12 protein-coding genes are annotated in these 15,791 nt (G+C 69.8%); 5 read left to right on the top strand and 7 right to left on the bottom strand.

Translation table 11 applies throughout. From position 1 onward, the window contains the following. Positions 1-623 precede the first annotated feature (623 nt). Positions 624-2,570, bottom strand: coding sequence for an N-6 DNA methylase (locus ABZU75_RS40450; protein WP_355566762.1), 1,947 nt, complete (start codon positions 2,568-2,570; stop codon positions 624-626). Between the two features lie 154 nt (positions 2,571-2,724). Here ABZU75_RS40450 and ABZU75_RS40445 point away from each other — a divergent pair, with 154 nt between their 5' ends. The 3 genes from ABZU75_RS40445 (at position 2,725) to ABZU75_RS40435 (ending at position 7,363) form a co-directional block, all read left to right on the top strand. After that, the gene (locus ABZU75_RS40445; RefSeq protein ID WP_355566759.1) at positions 2,725-2,946 is read left to right on the top strand and encodes a hypothetical protein; all 222 of its coding nucleotides are present in this window, start codon (positions 2,725-2,727) and stop codon (positions 2,944-2,946) included. A gap of 148 nt (positions 2,947-3,094) precedes the next feature. Then, entirely contained in the window at positions 3,095-5,335 is a 2,241-nt protein-coding gene (locus ABZU75_RS40440; RefSeq protein WP_355566756.1) for a family 2 encapsulin nanocompartment cargo protein terpene cyclase, read from the top strand. 243 nt (positions 5,336-5,578) lie between these two features. Then, positions 5,579-7,363: a hypothetical protein gene (locus ABZU75_RS40435; protein ID WP_355566753.1), complete on the top strand. Its 1,785-nt coding sequence runs from the start codon at positions 5,579-5,581 to the stop codon at positions 7,361-7,363. 341 nt (positions 7,364-7,704) lie between these two features. Here the strand turns inward: ABZU75_RS40435 and ABZU75_RS40430 are convergent, their stop codons facing one another. Both ABZU75_RS40430 and ABZU75_RS40425 read right to left on the bottom strand, forming a co-directional pair. Further along, positions 7,705-8,442 (bottom strand): CbtA family protein, encoded by a 738-nt coding sequence (locus ABZU75_RS40430; protein ID WP_355566751.1) that lies wholly within the window; start codon positions 8,440-8,442, stop codon positions 7,705-7,707. 19 nt (positions 8,443-8,461) lie between these two features. Beyond that, a complete protein-coding gene (locus ABZU75_RS40425) occupies positions 8,462-8,668 on the bottom strand; it encodes a CbtB domain-containing protein (RefSeq protein WP_355566748.1) in 207 nt (68 codons plus the stop codon). Between the two features lie 246 nt (positions 8,669-8,914). Between ABZU75_RS40425 and ABZU75_RS40420 the strand changes: the two genes are divergently transcribed. Together ABZU75_RS40420 and ABZU75_RS40415 are read left to right on the top strand one after the other, a co-directional pair. Continuing rightward, complete coding sequence (locus tag ABZU75_RS40420; RefSeq protein WP_355566745.1) at positions 8,915-9,490, top strand: histidine phosphatase family protein; 576 nt, start codon at positions 8,915-8,917, stop codon at positions 9,488-9,490. 376 nt (positions 9,491-9,866) lie between these two features. Beyond that, a complete protein-coding gene (locus tag ABZU75_RS40415) occupies positions 9,867-10,541 on the top strand; it encodes a YoaK family protein (protein WP_355566742.1) in 675 nt (224 codons plus the stop codon). Positions 10,542-10,663: 122 nt separating this feature from the next. Here ABZU75_RS40415 and ABZU75_RS40410 read toward each other — a convergent pair whose 3' ends face one another. From ABZU75_RS40410 to ABZU75_RS40395, 4 genes are all read right to left on the bottom strand, one after another. Then, on the bottom strand, positions 10,664-11,227 hold the full coding sequence (locus tag ABZU75_RS40410; RefSeq protein WP_355566739.1) for a hypothetical protein: 564 nt from the start codon (positions 11,225-11,227) through the stop codon (positions 10,664-10,666). Positions 11,228-11,395: 168 nt separating this feature from the next. Then, entirely contained in the window at positions 11,396-11,857 is a 462-nt protein-coding gene (locus ABZU75_RS40405) for a DUF5990 family protein (RefSeq protein ID WP_355566736.1), read from the bottom strand. 94 nt (positions 11,858-11,951) lie between these two features. Then, on the bottom strand, positions 11,952-13,445 hold the full coding sequence (locus ABZU75_RS40400) for an alpha/beta fold hydrolase (protein ID WP_355566733.1): 1,494 nt from the start codon (positions 13,443-13,445) through the stop codon (positions 11,952-11,954). Between the two features lie 623 nt (positions 13,446-14,068). Next, positions 14,069-15,400, bottom strand: a complete 1,332-nt coding sequence (locus ABZU75_RS40395) for a S8 family serine peptidase (protein ID WP_355566730.1) — start codon at positions 15,398-15,400, stop codon at positions 14,069-14,071. Positions 15,401-15,791: the final 391 nt, after the last annotated feature.

Here is a 15,791-nt window from a genome sequence, read left to right as displayed (position 1 = left end):
CACGAGGGAGCCGTGCGCACCGCCGCCTTCACCGCCCACACCGGTGAACTCCCCACACCGGCCACCACCGCAAGCCCGACACCGACGGCCACCCCATCGGCGTCCGCCTCCCACGGCGATCACAACCACTGACCTCTGGCATGACGAGCGAAAGGAGCAGGTGATGTCTCCCCTCACCGACGACAGGCCGCAAGGCACGGTCGAACTCTCGATCGGTGGCATGACCTGCGTGTCCTGCGCCAATGCGTCCTCCTCCCACGGCGATCACAACCACTGTCTGTCTGGCGATCTACGCTCGAAGCATGACGACGCGCCAGTTCCGTGCCCAGCCCCGCGAACTCACCGTCAATGGGAGAAGGACACTCCATCGCCCCCTTCGATATGGGGAGCGTCGGCATGCCAGGGCTCCGGCAAAGTCGGTTGAGGATTGTTGATCACATGAGGCCGAGGACGGCCAGGGTTCGGGCGGCGTCTCGAGAGGTGCCGGACGGCCTGGGCGATCGACGGGTGATCTCCTCCATGGTCGGCGTCGGCAACGCGCCGGCCTCGGCTGTGTCGATCCCGCAGCTATCAGCCATCGACTGGGCAGGGCCAGGTCGTGCCCGCCCGTACGGAAGGACACCTCAGGCCGGGGGAGCGAGGGTTCCGGCGGCGAGGGCATGGGTCAGGGCGGTGGCGGCGGTCTGGCCCGAGGTGGTCAGCTCCCGGAGTTCGGCCTCGAAAGTGAAGATCCCGCGGAAGGTGTCGCCGTACCTTCGCTGCTCCTCGACCGAGAGGCGCGGCACCTGGGCGCGGCGCGGGTCGAAGCGGGTGGAGCCCGACTGGGTGCCGGTCGTGGCGCCCGGGGAGAGCGCCCGGACGAAGCCCGCGAGGAAGAACGGGTCCAGCCGGTCGGGGTCGGGGCGCAGCAGGACGAGCCGGGGGCCGAGCAGCAGGCCGGTCTCCTCGATCACCCGGGTGGCCAGGCCGCCGGTGCCGATGGCGGCGACCACGTCTCCGGGCTCGATCCTGACCCGGCCCTCGGGGCGGGTGCGCGTCTCCACCGCGCCCCCGTCCAGGACATGCCGGTCGGTCAGCACCGGATCGCCCGAGCCGTCGATCTCGAAGCGCCCCGCCTGCCAGACGGCCAGCGCCCCGATCCGCTCCAGTTCCGCCAGCGTGACGGACGGCAACTCCTGACCGGTGCCGGGGACGGCCTCGGGGACGAGGGTGGCCAGCCGCCCGAGCCGCTCGGCCAGGCGCTCGCGGAGCAGGAGATAACCCTCCGCGGAGACCTGCTCCTCGGTGCCGAGATACCGGGAAGGGGTGACGTCGACGTCCTCGTCGACCAGCTCGATGATCGGGACCGTCCGGCTCTCGCCCGGCCTGTCGACGTCGAGGTCGGGGTCCGCGCGGAACTCGTGCCACCGCTCGGCCACCGCGTCGAGGTTTCCCAGGTCGGCCTCGGCCATCAGGACGCGGGAGGGGGTGCGGTCGTCGGCGGTGGGCTTGCGCAGCACCCAGATGTGCACGGGCAGCGCGGTGCCACCCGACGCGACCTTCGGGGGGAGGCCGATGACGGCCCGCAGGGTCCCGCGGCGCAGCAGGTTGCTGCGGATGCGGCGGCCCGAGCGGCGGTTGGCGGCGATCGCGGGCATCAGCAGCACCGCGACGCCACCCGGCGCCAGGTGGGCGAGCGCGTGCTGGACCCAGGCCAGCTCCGACTCCATCTTGGGCGGCAGCCCGTACTCCCAGCGCGGGTCGCTCGTCAGCTCGTCGTATCCCCAGTGGCGCTCGTTGAACGGGGGATGGCACACCACGGCGTCGACGGTCAGGTCGGGCCAGGCGTCATGGCGCAGCGAGTCGCCCGTCCTGACCTCGCCACCGGTCTCCGGCGCACCGCCCGCCTTCGCCCTGCCGCCCGCCCGCTTCCGGCCGGCCGCCGGCGTCTCGTCACCCGCTCCGGCCAGCGCCAGGCGTGACTGCGCCAGCCGGGCGAGGGAGTCGTCGTACTCCTGCCCGTACGCGCGCCGCCCCGGGGCCGCCGCGGCGAGGAGGACGCCGAGACCGCAGGCGGGGTCGAGGACGGATTGGGCGTCGGGCCCCGCCAGGTGGGCCATGAAGTCCGCGATCTCGGCGGGCGTCTCGGCCAGGCGGCGCGAGTGGACGTCGGCGTAGCGGTCCAGCAGGAAGCGGATGGCCCGGGGGCCGCCCTCCTCCTCGGCGTACCGCCTGATCAGCTCCCATGCGGGGGCCGGGACGGTGCGGGGCCGGCCCTGGCCGAGCAGGAGCTCGGCGGCCTCGGCGACGACCTCGCCGAGCCTGAGGTCGTCGCCGGCGGCGCGGACCTGCTGCCAGACGCGCTCGCGTAGCGGGAGCTCGGCCACCTTGCCCTGCTGGAGCAGCCACGCCTCGACGGCGCCGAGTGAGAAGGTCGGGCTGGTCGCCGTCCCGCCCACGGGCTCGGGGAAGTCCTCGTGCCGTCGCCGCCAGTTGCTCACGGCCGCGCGGCCGACGCCCGCCATCCGCGCGATGTCGGCGGCGGTGACGCTCGCCTCGTCCCCTGCCATCGCCAGCCTCCGTTTTCCCACGTCAGCTCATTCGACATGTGGACGACAACTTATCTCACAGCGTTGACGGGCGTCGATCGGCGGCATCGGGTACGTGTATTTGGTTCACGCGACGAGGAGGCCGGCGTAAAAGGACCTGCGAATTGTCGGTGGGGCAGGCAAGGATGACCCCATCATGGTTATCCACCCGTCTCTCCCGTTCACCGCCACGACGTCCCCGAGCGGGGACATCGTGGTCTTCTACGTCGGCACCGAGCCCCGGATGACACCGGAGCAGGCGCTCGCGTTCGCCGACCAGCTCCGTGACCTCGCAGCCGGTGCGTCGCGCCCGGGTCGCCGGGAGCACCGGTCGGCGGGCGCCGGATGTCCTGACCGTGCCATGGCGTATTCGCGATAATCCCTTTCACTCTCCGTGGTCATTGCGTAACGTTCTGCCTGTCGTGGCTTCCGGAAAGGGGAGCCGCCTCATCGATTCGCCGTGCTCCCGACGCCCGATGCCCAGGGCGCTCCCGAGGACGTCGAAGTCGGATACGGAAGGACGGAACATGCAACCCTTCGAGCTCCCTGACTTCTACCTGCCGTATCCGGCCAGGCTGAACCCCCACGTGGAGACCGCGCGCGAGCACACCAGGGCCTGGGCGCACGACATGGGCATCCTCGATCCCGACCTCGGCATCTGGGACGAGGACAGGCTGGAGGCGATGGACTACGGCCTGCTCTGCGCCTACACCCACCCCGACGCGCCCGCCGGTGAGCTCGACCTCATCACCGACTGGTACGTGTGGGTGTTCTTCTTCGACGACCACTTCCTGGAGGCCTTCAAGCGCAGCGGCGACCTGGCCGGGGCCAAGGAATACCTCGACCGGCTGGCGGCCTTCATGCCGGTGCACCCCACCGGGCCCGCTCCCGAGCCGGAGAACCCGGTGGAGCGCGGCCTGGCCGACCTGTGGGCCCGCACCATCCCGGCCATGTCCGCCGACTGGCGGGCCCGGTTCGTCGAGAGCACCAGGAACCTCCTCGACGAGTCCCTCTGGGAGCTCGCCAACATCAACGCCGGACGCGTCGCCAACCCGATCGAGTACATCGAGATGCGGCGTAAGGTCGGCGGTGCCCCCTGGTCGGCCAACCTGGTGGAGCACGCCGCGGGCGCGGAGGTCCCGGCCGCCGTCGCCGCCAGCAGGCCGATGCGCGTGCTGAGGGACACCTTCGCCGACGGGGTGCACCTGCGCAACGACCTCTTCTCCTACGAACGGGAGGTCGGCGACGAGGGCGAGCTCAGCAACGGGGTGCTGGTCTTCGAGCGCTTCCTGGGCTACGACACCCAGCAGGCGGCCGACGCGGTCAACGACCTGATCACCTCCAGGCTGCACCAGTTCGAGAACACCGCCCTCACCGAGTTGCCGGCCCTCTTCGAGGAGCACGGCCTGGACCTGAAGTCCCGCATCGACGTCCTCGCGTACGTCAAGGGGCTCCAGGACTGGCAGTCGGGGGGCCATGAGTGGCACATGCGCTCCAGCCGCTACATGAACGGCGCCTCGCGGACCTCCCCGGTCGCCCCGGCCCTCCTCGGCGGTCCCGCCGGCCTGGGCACCTCGGCGGCGCGCATCAGGCTGGCGCCCGGCATCACCGGCCCGGGGGGGATCAGGAGCCACCTCCACGTCCCCCTGCAGAAGGTGGGGCCGGTGCCGCTGCCCGAGATCTACATGCCGTACCCGGCCAGGATGAACCCCAACCTGGACAGCGCCCGCCGCCACGCGGTGGAGTGGGCGCGCGAGATGGGGATGTTCGAGCAGCTACCCGGCTTCCCCGGGCTGGCCATCTGGACCGAGCGCAAACTCGACGGCTACGACTTCGCCATCTGTGCCGGGGCGATCAACCCGGACGCGCCCGGCCCCGAGCTGGACATCTCGACGTTCTGGCTCACCTGGGGGACCTACGCCGACGACTACTTCCCGGTGGTGTTCGGACCCCGGCGTGACATGCTCGGCGCGAAGGTGTTCAACGAGCGGCTGTCGGCGTTCATGCCGCTCGACCTCTCCGCCACCCCGCCGCCGGCCAACCCGATCGAGCGTGGCCTGGCCGACCTGTGGTTCCGTACGGCGACCCCCATGTCGGAGAGCGCGCGTGCCGAGTTCCGCCGGGCCGTCGAGGACATGACGGAGAGCTGGCTGTGGGAGCTGGCCAACCACATCCAGAACCGGGTTCCCGACCCGGTCGACTACATCGAGATGCGCCGCAAGACCTTCGGCTCCGACCTCACCATGAGCCTGTCCCGGCTGGCCCACGGCCGGTCGGTGCCGCCCGAGGTCTACAACACCCGGACGATGCGCGGGCTGGACGACTCGGCCGCCGACTACGCCTGCCTGGTCAACGACCTCTGCTCCTACCAGAAGGAGATCCAGTTCGAAGGCGAGCTGCACAACTGCGTGCTGGTCGTGCAGGACTTCCTCAACTGCGACCTGCGACAGGCGGTCGACATCGTCAACGACCTGATGACGTCTCGAATGCGGCAGTTCGAGCACACCGTCGCCACCGAGATCCCGGCTCTGTTCGACGACTTCGACCTCGACGGGGAGGCTCGGGAAACACTCAACGGATACGTGGCGGAGCTGCAGGACTGGATGGCGGGCGTCCTGCTCTGGCACATGAAGACCCGCCGCTACGACGAGTCCGAGCTGCGCTACCCACCCGCGACGACACGGCCCCTCGGCGCCCCTGCCGGGCTCGGCACTGCGGCCGCTCACCTTGGGGCGTCCGCGCACCGATACCTCGCGACGGGTCTTTGAACATCGATGTGGCCGAGCGTGCCCTGTGCTCTCGCAGGGCCGCTTCCGGGCGGGCGGACAAAGGTGCCGCGCTGCCGTAGCGCGAGGCGGCGTTGACCGGATAGAAATACGTCAACCCTTCATTTAAGGCTTGACGTAAGCGTGGCGGCGCTGAGAGAGCGCTCTCTCGGTGCCTCGGCGTCGTCATGCCGCCCGTGCTCGATAGGCAGGTCGATGAGAACAGCCCGCGACCAGGACGTGCGTGTGACCTCGCGTACACGCAGAGGCATCTCCCTAATCCGTCTCCTCGCGCTGGCCGCCTCGGCGGCGGCGCTCGCCGCCACCGGCCTGGTGTCCGTGGCGGGCCCCGCCGCCGCGCACCCGGGCGGGGAGCCGGACTTCGGGCCCAACGTCTTCGTGTACGACCCGTCGACGCCCGCCCCCCAGATCCAGGCCAAGCTCGACGAGATCTTCACCCGGCAGGAGAACAACGAGATGGGCACGGACCGCTACGCCGTGCTCTTCAAGCCCGGCCGCTACGACGTCAACGCGAAGCTCGGCTACTACACGACCGTCGCCGGCCTCGGCCAGTCGCCGGACGACGTCGACATCCACGGCGCGGTACGGGTCGTCGGCCAGCCCGATCCGACCTCGGCGGCGGGCATCTCCGCGCTCACCAACTTCTGGCGCTCCGCCGAGAACCTGTCCGTGACGCCGACCGACTGGTCGAACCAGTGGGCGGTGTCGCAGGCGTCACCGATGCGACGGGTCCACATTCGCGGCACCCTCTGGCTGGAGCCGGGGAACGGCGGATTCTCCAGCGGCGGGTACATCGCCGACTCGAAGGTCGACGGGGTCACGATCAACGGCTCGCAGCAGCAGTGGCTGACGCGCGACAGCGTGCTCGGCGACGTCTGGACCAACGGGGTCTGGAACCAGGTGTTCTCCGGCGTGGTGGGTGCCCCCGAGGGAGGCTTCCCCAACCCGCCCTACACGACGCTGCCCACCAGTCCGGTGACGCGTGAGAAGCCCTTCCTGTACGTCGACGGCTCGGGCGCCTACCGGGTCTTCGTCCCGGCCCTGCGCCGCGACACCTCGGGCACGACGTGGGCCGACGGCCGGCAGCAGGGCTCGTCGCTGCCGATCCGTGACTTCTTCATCGCCAAGCCGACCGACAGCGCGCGGAAGATCAACCAGGAGCTGTCGCGCGGCAGGCACCTGCTGCTCACCCCGGGCGTCTACCACCTCGACCGGGCCCTGCGCGTCAAGCACAAGGACACCGTGGTGCTCGGGCTCGGCATGCCGAGCCTGGCCCCCGACACCGGTGACGCGGCACTGCGCGTCGAGGACGTCGACGGCGTCCGGATCGCGGGTGTGCTCGTCGACGCCGGGCGGCGCGAGTCCGACACGCTCGTCGAGGTCGGCGACCGCAACAGCCACCGGGACCACTCCAGGAACCCGATCTCGCTGCAGGACGTCTTCTTCCGCATCGGCGGACCGTGGGTGGGCAGGGCGAAGACGAGCCTCGTGGTCAACAGCGACGACACCATCATCGACAACATCTGGGCCTGGCGCGGCGACCACGGCAACGGGATCGGCTGGACCCAGAACACGGCGGACACGGGCGTCGTGGTCAACGGTGACGACGTGACGGCGTACGGCCTGTTCGTCGAGCACTACCAGAAGTACCAGACGATCTGGAACGGGGAGAGGGGCCGGACGATCTTCTACCAGAGCGAGCTTCCCTACGACCCGCCGAGCCAGGCGGCCTGGACCAGCCCGACCGGTAAGGGCTGGGCGTCGTACAAGGTCGGCCGCGGGGTGCGGACCCACGAGGCGTGGGGCCTGGGTGTCTACTCCTACTTCAACCAGGGAGTGGACATCCGCACGGACCGGGCGATCGAGGTGCCCAAGACCCGGGACGTTCGCTTCCACAACATGGTCACGGTCTTCCTCAACGGCAGCGGCGGCATCGAACGGACCATCAACGAGGCGGGCACCCCCGTCGTGGGCTCCTACGGGACGAGCAACGTGGTCAGCTACCCCTGACCCGATCTGGCCCGTGAACGGCGCCGCCCAAGGAGGGCCGTGGTGCGCGGGCCTCCTTGGGCGGTGTCCAACGGACGTGTTCCCGCACCGGCGGGGACACGTCCCGCTCCGGCCCGCGCAGGAACAACGCTTGGACCAGCAGTGGCCTCGGGGTTCCGATGGCAGTACGCGGTACGGATGTGCCCGTGTCCGGGACCGGACACGGGCATGGGTACGGGCACAGGCTCGGATCAGCCGGTGTCGGCTGTCGCTGTCGCCCGGTCGTTTCGCGGCCGGGCGGCCAAGCCGCGTTGGGATGTTGCTGTGGGCCGGGGGTTCGTGGCGGGGGTGCGGAATACAGGTCAGCCGGTGTCGGCCGTCGCTGTCGCCCGGTCGTTTCGTGGCCGGGCGACCAGGCTGCGTTCCGTGAGGGCGCCGAACACCAGTCCGAGGGCGGACCAGAGAACGATCTGGGTGCCGAGGGAGGCGAGACGGAACCGCCACAGCAGCACGGCGGGGAAGTCCGCGGGGACCTCGTTGACCTCCGGTAGGACCAGATAGGTGACGGTGACGAGCGCGACGAAGACGGCACCGGCCACCAGCGTGGCGTTCCAGTTGCCCAGTCGCACCGCCAGACGGCGCCCCACCTGCACCGAGGCGATCACGATCGCCACCGAGATGGCGATCACCGCGAAGTACAGGCCGGTGCGGGCGCCGATGGTGTCACCCACGCCCACCGAGGGCGGATTGGCGGGGTAGATCAGGAACGGCACCAGCACGACGGTGACGAATCCGCCGCCGGCCACCAACACCGAGGTGGCGCGGACGCCGAACCCGCCGATCCGTCCGTAGGCGAGGGCGAACAACCCGCCGATCGCCACTCCGAACAGGCCGATCGCGACGGCCAGACCTGAGGTCTGCTGAACGATACGTGAGACTATTTCCGGCTCGGCGGCCGCCGCCTCGTGCGCGTGATGTCCCTCGAACGCGATGGCCAGGCTCACCTGGGGCTCGCCGAAGATCCAGGCGAACAGCAGGGCGAGGGCGGCCGATGCGAGCCCGACGAGCATTCCGCGCAGCAGCAGTGCGCGCATCGTCATAGCACGTCCCGTCTGCTGGTCAGTGACAGGGGAAGCCGAGGAGATGCCGGCCGTCGTGGACGAACTCGTGGACGAACTGACCGCCGAACACGGAGAACACCCCCTGCTCGGCTCCGACGAAGTAGAGGAGAAGGAGCGACAGCACCGCACCGAAGATCGCCCAGGGGAGGACCTCGCGGAGGGGGATCTGGAGGGGCTGAGGGATGGGTACGGCAGCCTGTGCCATGGAATCGTCTCCTTCGGGAATGCCACGTCCCGATCGTTGGGAGGCTACGACGATGCGCAGACGTGGTCCAGAAGGCCGCAACGGTACGTTCACAGTGGCATGCCGGCTCAGATCCGACCGATTCCGCTCGCCGTCGTAGTCAGGTTGATGACAACGTACGATGCGAGTCCGGTTCCGTCCATGGGCCGGAAGGAAACCAGAGGCATCCACAGACGCCGTCCCCCGCTCACCATTCGGAGCCGCCACGTGACGATCCGTTTGATCTTGGTCTGTCATGGTCCCACCGTCGCGCTCTCCCGGGCGTCCTTCCCGGCCGACGAACCGCTCACCGAACGAGGCGGACACGCGGCAGGGAACGGGTGGGAGTCCGCGGCGACGGCCTGGTGCAGCCCCGCCGCCGCGGCCAGGGAGACCGCGGCGGCGCTCGGACTGGACCCGTCGATCGAGCCCGCGCTGCGCGACTGCGACTACGGGCGCTGGCGCGGCCGCGGGCTCGCCGAGGTTCAGGCCGCCGAACCCGAGGCGATCCAGGACTGGCTCACCGATCCCGCCGCCAGGCCGCACGGCGGGGAGTCGATCGTGGATCTGATCGAGCGGACCGGCGACTGGCTGGCGGGCCTGTGGCGGGATTCCTTCCACGGTCGCGCGGTCGCGGTGACGCACGCCGCGGTCATCCGGGCCGCGCTGGTGAACGTGCTCGCCGCGCCTCCCGCCTCGTTCTGGCGCGTCGACGTCCCGCCGCTGGCCCGGGTTCAGCTCACCGCCCACCACGGCCGCTGGCAGCTGCGCGCGACCGGGCCTGACGGGCCGCCGCCGGCCTGACGGAGAGCCACGACCTCAAGCACGCCGGGCGGCGCGGTGATGAGAGTTCCCTCCCTGCGCCTCAGCATCAAAAACTCATGAGAAAAGCCCATATGGCCGTATATTGCTTTTCGGGGGCACTCGAAAATGCTTGTCAAAATGCGGCGAGCCCGGGTTTCGGTATGGCCATCCTCATCCACCTCTGGTGAAGAGTGTCTGCTCAGAGGCATCTGACGCGGGTACCTGTAACGAGAGGTTCGACTATGCCGTCCAGGGGAGGTCACACCCGGCCGCGGGTGGGCACCGTGACAGGGATCGCCGACGCCTCGGGCCCGGCCCCTTCGACGCGTGGCCTCGGAGTCCACGGACTCACCACCGGGCTGATCCGCCATCCGCCGTGCCAGAGGTGAAGAACGACCGGCCATCCGACGTGCCGCTGGCCGGTCTGACCGTCATCAGCGGACTCGTGGACGCGATCAGCTACGTGGGCATCGGCCAGGTGTTCATGGCGAACATGACCGGAAACCTGCTCATTCTCGGCTTCGCCGCGGGCGACCCGTCCAAGTTCCCGCTCGTCGCGACGGCCATTGCCGTCATGGGATTCTTCCTCGGGGCCGGGCTGGCCGGGCAGCTGGTCGAGAGGGTTCCGAACGTCCGCCGCAGGCTGATCCTCGCCATGGCCATGGAGACCAGCCTGTTCGGCATCACCACGGTGGGCTCGTTCCTCCTGCCCACCACCCAGGCCGGCCGCTACCCGCTGATCGTCGCCCTGGGAGTCGCCATGGGCGGGCGGAACACCGTCGTGCGCCGTCTCAAGATCCCCGACATCAGTACGACCGTGGTGACCGGCACGTTGGCCAATTTGGCGGCCGATTCGGTTCTCGGCACCGGCAGGCACACGCGTGCCCGCCGTCGCGCCGGGGAGATCGTCGCGCTCGTCCTCGGTGCCTGGGCCGGCGTCCTGCTGCTGCGGAGCTTCGGGTTCAACGCCACACTGGTGGTGCTGACCGTCCTGATGGCCCTGACAACTGTCCTCTACATCTGGCGCACGTCACCGGCGCGCGCCCGCTGACCTGTTACCGGTCGCGGAAGCAGAGCAGCTGGAAGGAGCGCGGCGGGGGATCCGTTTGGTGAGACGGAAAGGGCCGCCGCGCCATGCCCGCGCTCCTACCCCGACGCGGGACGGCTTCACGATCAGCTCTCAAATTTGACGTCAACGACGAAGTTCACCTCGGTGGCGCCGAGCGAGCCGGTGACCAGCCAGCAGCCTGGATGGGGGAAACCCACGGTGCTTGCCTGAAAGCCGCGTGTCCCGTAGCCGGATGAGAGTTCCTCCGTCACGGTCTCGCCGGTCCGGAGAGAGGTGGCACCCAGTTTCAACCGGCCGTCGAACGCTCGCCACCATCCCATCTTCAGATGGTGTTTGCCGTCCGGCCAGCGGGTGGCGCGCGAGTCGGAGGTGGGCAACGCCACCCACAGGCCGCCACCACCGTAGAGGCCGTCGTTTCCGGAGTTCCAGCGAATCGCCTCGGGAGGTGGCGGGGCGGGGCGGTCGGCGGGTCTGGTGACCGGGCACGGCAGGTCTTTTCGCAGAGTGCCCGGCTGCGGCCCGATCCTGGTCGGCGCGGGTGTCGGCCCGGTGGACGCCGACCCCGTGGGTGGTCTCCGTACGTCCGAGGCGCAGGCGGACGCCGCGGCGGCAAGGATGATGCCAAGCAGCGGGATCAACGCTCTCAGGTCACCTCTGGTGCAGGTCATGGCGGACTCCTGGGGTCCGGGGGAGAACAGGGCTGTGCGTCATTGATACGTACGAGCGCGATGTCACGGTCCCGCGAGGTGGCCGACGAGAGGCTGTGGCCTGGTCACCCGGACCCGAGTGGAGGGCCGGCACGGAGCCACATGATGCTCTGCGGCCGCGGCGGGAGATCAACGTGCTTGCCCGGCGATCCATTCGACGAGCGGTGGCCTGACCGCGGCACACAGCGGCTGGTTCTTGGCATCGGTGAGGCGAAGACGGGCCAGCAGCAGCCCGGAGCGCGTGGCGGCCTTGGCGGTGGTCGGGTCGACGGCGTCGAGCATCAGCTTGGCTCGCCGGAACAGGGTGAAGGTGCCGGCCTCCTCCACGGTGCCCCATGACAGGTAGATGAACCGGCCTTCGGGGTGGCCCTGGATATGGGGACCTTTGAGATCGATGCCGGACGGGGTGGTGGTCGCGGTGCACTCCAGCGTCCAGGTCGCCGACGCGACGTCGCCGGGCTGCGGGTCGAGCAGCTCTTCTCGCTGGTTTCGGCGTTGGACCGCGACGTGGATGCCGGTGTAGCCGGGGAAGCCAGGGGCGGTGGCGCAGGTGCGGCCTGGCAGGTCGAAGGCCTCGATCCGGATCTGCATGGGATCATCTTCTCGCAAAAGGCGGGGGCCGTCAGCGGCGGTGGCGTGTGGCGGTCCCGGCTGGATGCGGGCGTCTTTTCTGCCGTGGCATCGACTACCGGGGCGAGCAGAGAGTGCCTGCGGGGGCCAACGTCAGCTTCGTCAGATACCGGTCGGCGTACCCCGTCACGCACGGGTCCTTCGCCCGCAGGTAGACGACGTGAACGGGGCCGTCATAGCGGACGGCGACCGAGCCTGGGATCCTGCTCACCAGGAGCTCGGTGACCGGAAAGTCACGATCGCCGCCGAGTCCCAGTACCGAAGGCAGTCCGGCCGGCAAGGGGCGCGGCGGGTTCACCGGCCGGTGCCGCCAACCGGAGCAGGCCAGGGCCTCCAGCCCGGTGCCCACCCCGCCGCCGAAGTCGCGGGAGATCCGCTCGCTGTAACGGCGGTCGCTGACGAGCGCCTCGTACCCCAGTCTGACCAGGCCATCCGGGCACCGGGTCGCCGCCGCGCCCGGCGAGCTCCAGCTCGCGGAGAGGCCCAGGATCTGCTCGCCGAACCAGGCGAAGTCGCCCTTACTCGCCTTGAGCAGCGCGCCGGCGAACTCCGGTGACCTCTCCGGAACGGGGAGGACCATCCGGGCCAGCGCCTTGAGGTGCAAATCGGTCAGTCTGATCTCGCCCAGCCGGGCGGAGGCATACGTGACGGGCCTGCGGCCGGTGCTCTTGACCAGCTCGCGCCAGAGCTTACGCACGTTCCGCCCCCGCAGGGCGCACGCGTCGTCACCGGCACACCAGGTGGTGAAGCGCTTGAACGCCGCCTCGGTGGTGCGCAGCTGCACGCGTTCCATACCGCGCCAGCCCACCGTCGCGTCGGGCGTGCTGTCGAAAACCACTGCTCGGACGTGCCCAGGGTAAAGCCGCGCGTACGCGGCGGCCGGAACCCCGCCGTAGGAGAAGGCCAGCATGCTGAGCCTGTCCTGGCCGAGGGCGATGCGGATCGCCTCCATGTCCCTGGCCACCGAGTCCGAGTCCAGGTGGTCGGCCAGAGCAGTCGTGTCGTCCTGGCGGCACCGATCGACCAGGCGTTCCAGGGTGGCAGCCTGGGCCTCGTACGCGGCGCGGTCACGCGGGTCGTTGAGTGGCAGCCCGGGAACCCCGCACGAGGGCGGCAGATAGCGCCCTGCCGCGCTGGTGCGCGGGTTGTAGCCGACGACATCAAAGTGCCGGCGCAACTTCGTGAACGACTCCGGGGCCGAGGAAAGGACGCCTTGGATCCCCGGACCGCCGTCGGGCACGACGAGAACGCTGCCGAGGCGGAGCGACGGCTCGGTGGCGGGCAGCCGAGCGAGGTCCAGCTTGATCGTGGCCTTACCCGGCGTGGACCAGTCCACCGGAACCTCGATCGCGGTGCATTCCATCTCCGCCGGGCCCTGGCCGGAAGGGCAGGCCCTCCAGGTGAGGGCTGGGGCGGCCTGGGCCGCTACCGGCAGTACAGCCAGGCCCAGGAGCGCGGACAGGGCCGACAGGGCAACCGGCAAGGTCTTCACCCGATATGCGGAGCGGACCGGCACCGATCTGACCGGCCGTTTCGTTCGGTTTGTCATGCGCTCACGGTAGAGATCACGACTGGCCCGGTGACATGGCCGAGGCGCCCCAAAACAAGGTGAGGCACACCCCACCTTCGCACGTGCGCCCAGCCCCACTGGAACCCCGAGGCTGTGGCAGAAGAACGGCAAGCTCAAGGGCAAGCTGCCCAAGCTGCCCGAGCCGGCGCCGCTACGCCGAGGGCGAGGTATCCCTGGCGGACCTCGCCACCGAGTACAGCGTCGGATGCTCCACCATCCACCGCATCATCCGCGGCCCGCCAGACAGCCAGAACTGGTGATCATCGCGGTTTGCGCCTGCTGTACCTGCTGATCTGCGGGAACGTCGCAGTCGGACGACAGCGGTCTGTGGGCCGTGGGCGCGGTGATGTTGCTGCCCGCCGTCCTTCTCGGTGTCGGTCTGGTCGCGTTCCTCGCGGCTTCCCGCAAAGCCACGGGTCGGGAAACTCGGCCCGACGAGTGACCAACGCGTGCCGGGCGGTTGCCGGGCTGTCGGCACTCGCCGGTGCGGGTCTCTGGTCGACGGCTCCGGCGCCGTGACGCGGCCGGGGTCTCCGTATGGCCCTGGCGCCGGCCCGGTCGCTCGGCCGTACGGCCTGCGAGCCCCGGCTCTCCGTATCCGTTCAGTCGCGCGGTGGCGGTGGAGGAGACGGTGGCAGGCCCTGCCATGGGGGCGGACCCGTCGGCGGTGGAGCCGGTCGTCCGGAAGGCTGCGCGTATGGTGGAGGTCGCTGATACCCCTGGTGGGGATGGTACGGCCCCGGTGGGTGCGGCGCTCCGTGTGGCTGGGGTGGCGTCCCGTGTGGTGGGTGCGGTGGTCCGGCCATGCTTGCCCGCCGCCAGCGGCGGTTGCGGATTATGAGGACGATGACGACGACCAGGATCAGCACCATGACGGCCACCTGGATGGCGGCACCGACGGGATCGGTGACGGTGACCTCGATAAAGGGTTCGTCGTCGGCCTTACTTCGGGAGGGCCGGGGAGCCGGGGTGGGAGAGGCGGGGGGCGTGCCGAGCGGGTTGGCGTCGACCTGCCGTGTTCTGGCGGTCAGGGCCCGCACCGGATCGACGACACCGTAGCCGGAGAATATGTCGCGCCCCTTGTCGTCGCGGTCCTTCGCAGTGCGGATCAGCCGGTTGACCACGTTGTTCGCGTCGAGGTCGGGGTACTTCGAGCGCACCAGGGCGGCCACCCCCGACACGATCGCCGCCGCGTTGCCCGTGGTATCGCTGACGAGGTAACCACTGTTCGACATCCGCCGGGGTGCAGGATGGATGATTCTCACGGCGGGAGCCGCGAGCGCCAGCTCACGGCCGGTTATGGAACTGGACCAGGCGCTTCCGGTTCTGGTCGTACCGGCGACGGCGATCACACCGGGGATCGAGGCGGGGCACTGGACACCGACACCGTATTTGCGGTCACCCGACGGCGCGACGACTACGACGTCCTTGCGGAGCGCGTAGCGGACCGCTTCGTACTCCTCCTGAGAGCAGTGGTTCAAGGACACCGAGATGTCGATCACGTTTGCGCCGTTGTCGGCGGCCCACCGGATGGCTTGGTTGAGGGTGTCGGAGGTGGGTGACCTGCCGAGGTTGACGGGCAGGATCCTGGCATCGGGCGCGATACCGAGCGAACGCATGTCGTTGCCGCCGGGGCCGACGATGAGCCCGGCGACTCCGGTGTCGTGGCCATACTCACCGGTGTCCTCCCGGCCGTCGGCCGCCGCGGCCTTGTCGTAGGAGCGCCCCCGAAGAACGCGTCCTTTGAGGTCGGGGTGGTCGGCGTCGACGCCGCTGCCGAGGAGGGCCACCACCACCCCTCTGCCCCTGGACAACCGGTGCGCCTGCTCGACCCGCAGGGTGTCCAGATGCCAGGCCAGCCCGCGAACGGTGTCGGCCCGCGCGGGGGTGGCGAGCACACCGGGGACGACGCAGGAAAAGAGGACTGTCGCCACGGCCACACCGGCTCGAATCAGCCGTCGCGAGGCCTTCGATATGTACATACGGCTTCCCCGGCTCGGGAGTTCTGCGGCTTGGGATGTTTCTCAGCCTGCCGTACTTGATCATGACCTGGCAACCGATGCCGGTGGCGGCCCGGATTCTCACCGCGCTCCGATCCGCTGCCGCGTTCGTTTCGCGAACGATGGTGTACGACCGGCCGGTGCCACACCAACGCCACGACCGGCCAGTACGGGCCGGGGCACAACCGCCGACGGTGCCAACATCGCGCAGTGGTCGTGGCTGAACAACATCTGCCGGCGGTTCCACCTCCGGGCCACCTGACCGGTCCCGGAGCCGACGGCCGGGCATCCAGGTACGACGCGACAGGACCCCGGGGTCCTGTCG

This window comes from Streptosporangium sp. NPDC005286 (assembly GCF_040607515.1).
Taxonomy (GTDB): Bacteria; Actinomycetota; Actinomycetes; order Streptosporangiales; family Streptosporangiaceae; genus Streptosporangium.
Note: the sequence above shows the minus strand (reverse complement) of the source record. Positions and strands in the feature narration are given on the sequence as shown.

Excerpts from the sequence above, each read along its gene's own strand:
- ABZU75_RS40445 (WP_355566759.1), top strand. The coding sequence starts at position 2,725 with ATGGTTATCCACCCGTCTCTCCCGTTCACCGCCACGACGTCCCCGAGC.
- ABZU75_RS40440 (WP_355566756.1), top strand. The coding sequence starts at position 3,095 with ATGCAACCCTTCGAGCTCCCTGACTTCTACCTGCCGTATCCGGCCAGG.
- ABZU75_RS40430 (WP_355566751.1), bottom strand. The coding sequence starts at position 8,442 with ATGACGATGCGCGCACTGCTGCTGCGCGGAATGCTCGTCGGGCTCGCA.
- ABZU75_RS40425 (WP_355566748.1), bottom strand. The coding sequence starts at position 8,668 with ATGGCACAGGCTGCCGTACCCATCCCTCAGCCCCTCCAGATCCCCCTC.
- ABZU75_RS40410 (WP_355566739.1), bottom strand. The coding sequence starts at position 11,227 with ATGACCTGCACCAGAGGTGACCTGAGAGCGTTGATCCCGCTGCTTGGC.
- ABZU75_RS40405 (WP_355566736.1), bottom strand. The coding sequence starts at position 11,857 with ATGCAGATCCGGATCGAGGCCTTCGACCTGCCAGGCCGCACCTGCGCC.
- ABZU75_RS40400 (WP_355566733.1), bottom strand. The coding sequence starts at position 13,445 with ATGACAAACCGAACGAAACGGCCGGTCAGATCGGTGCCGGTCCGCTCC.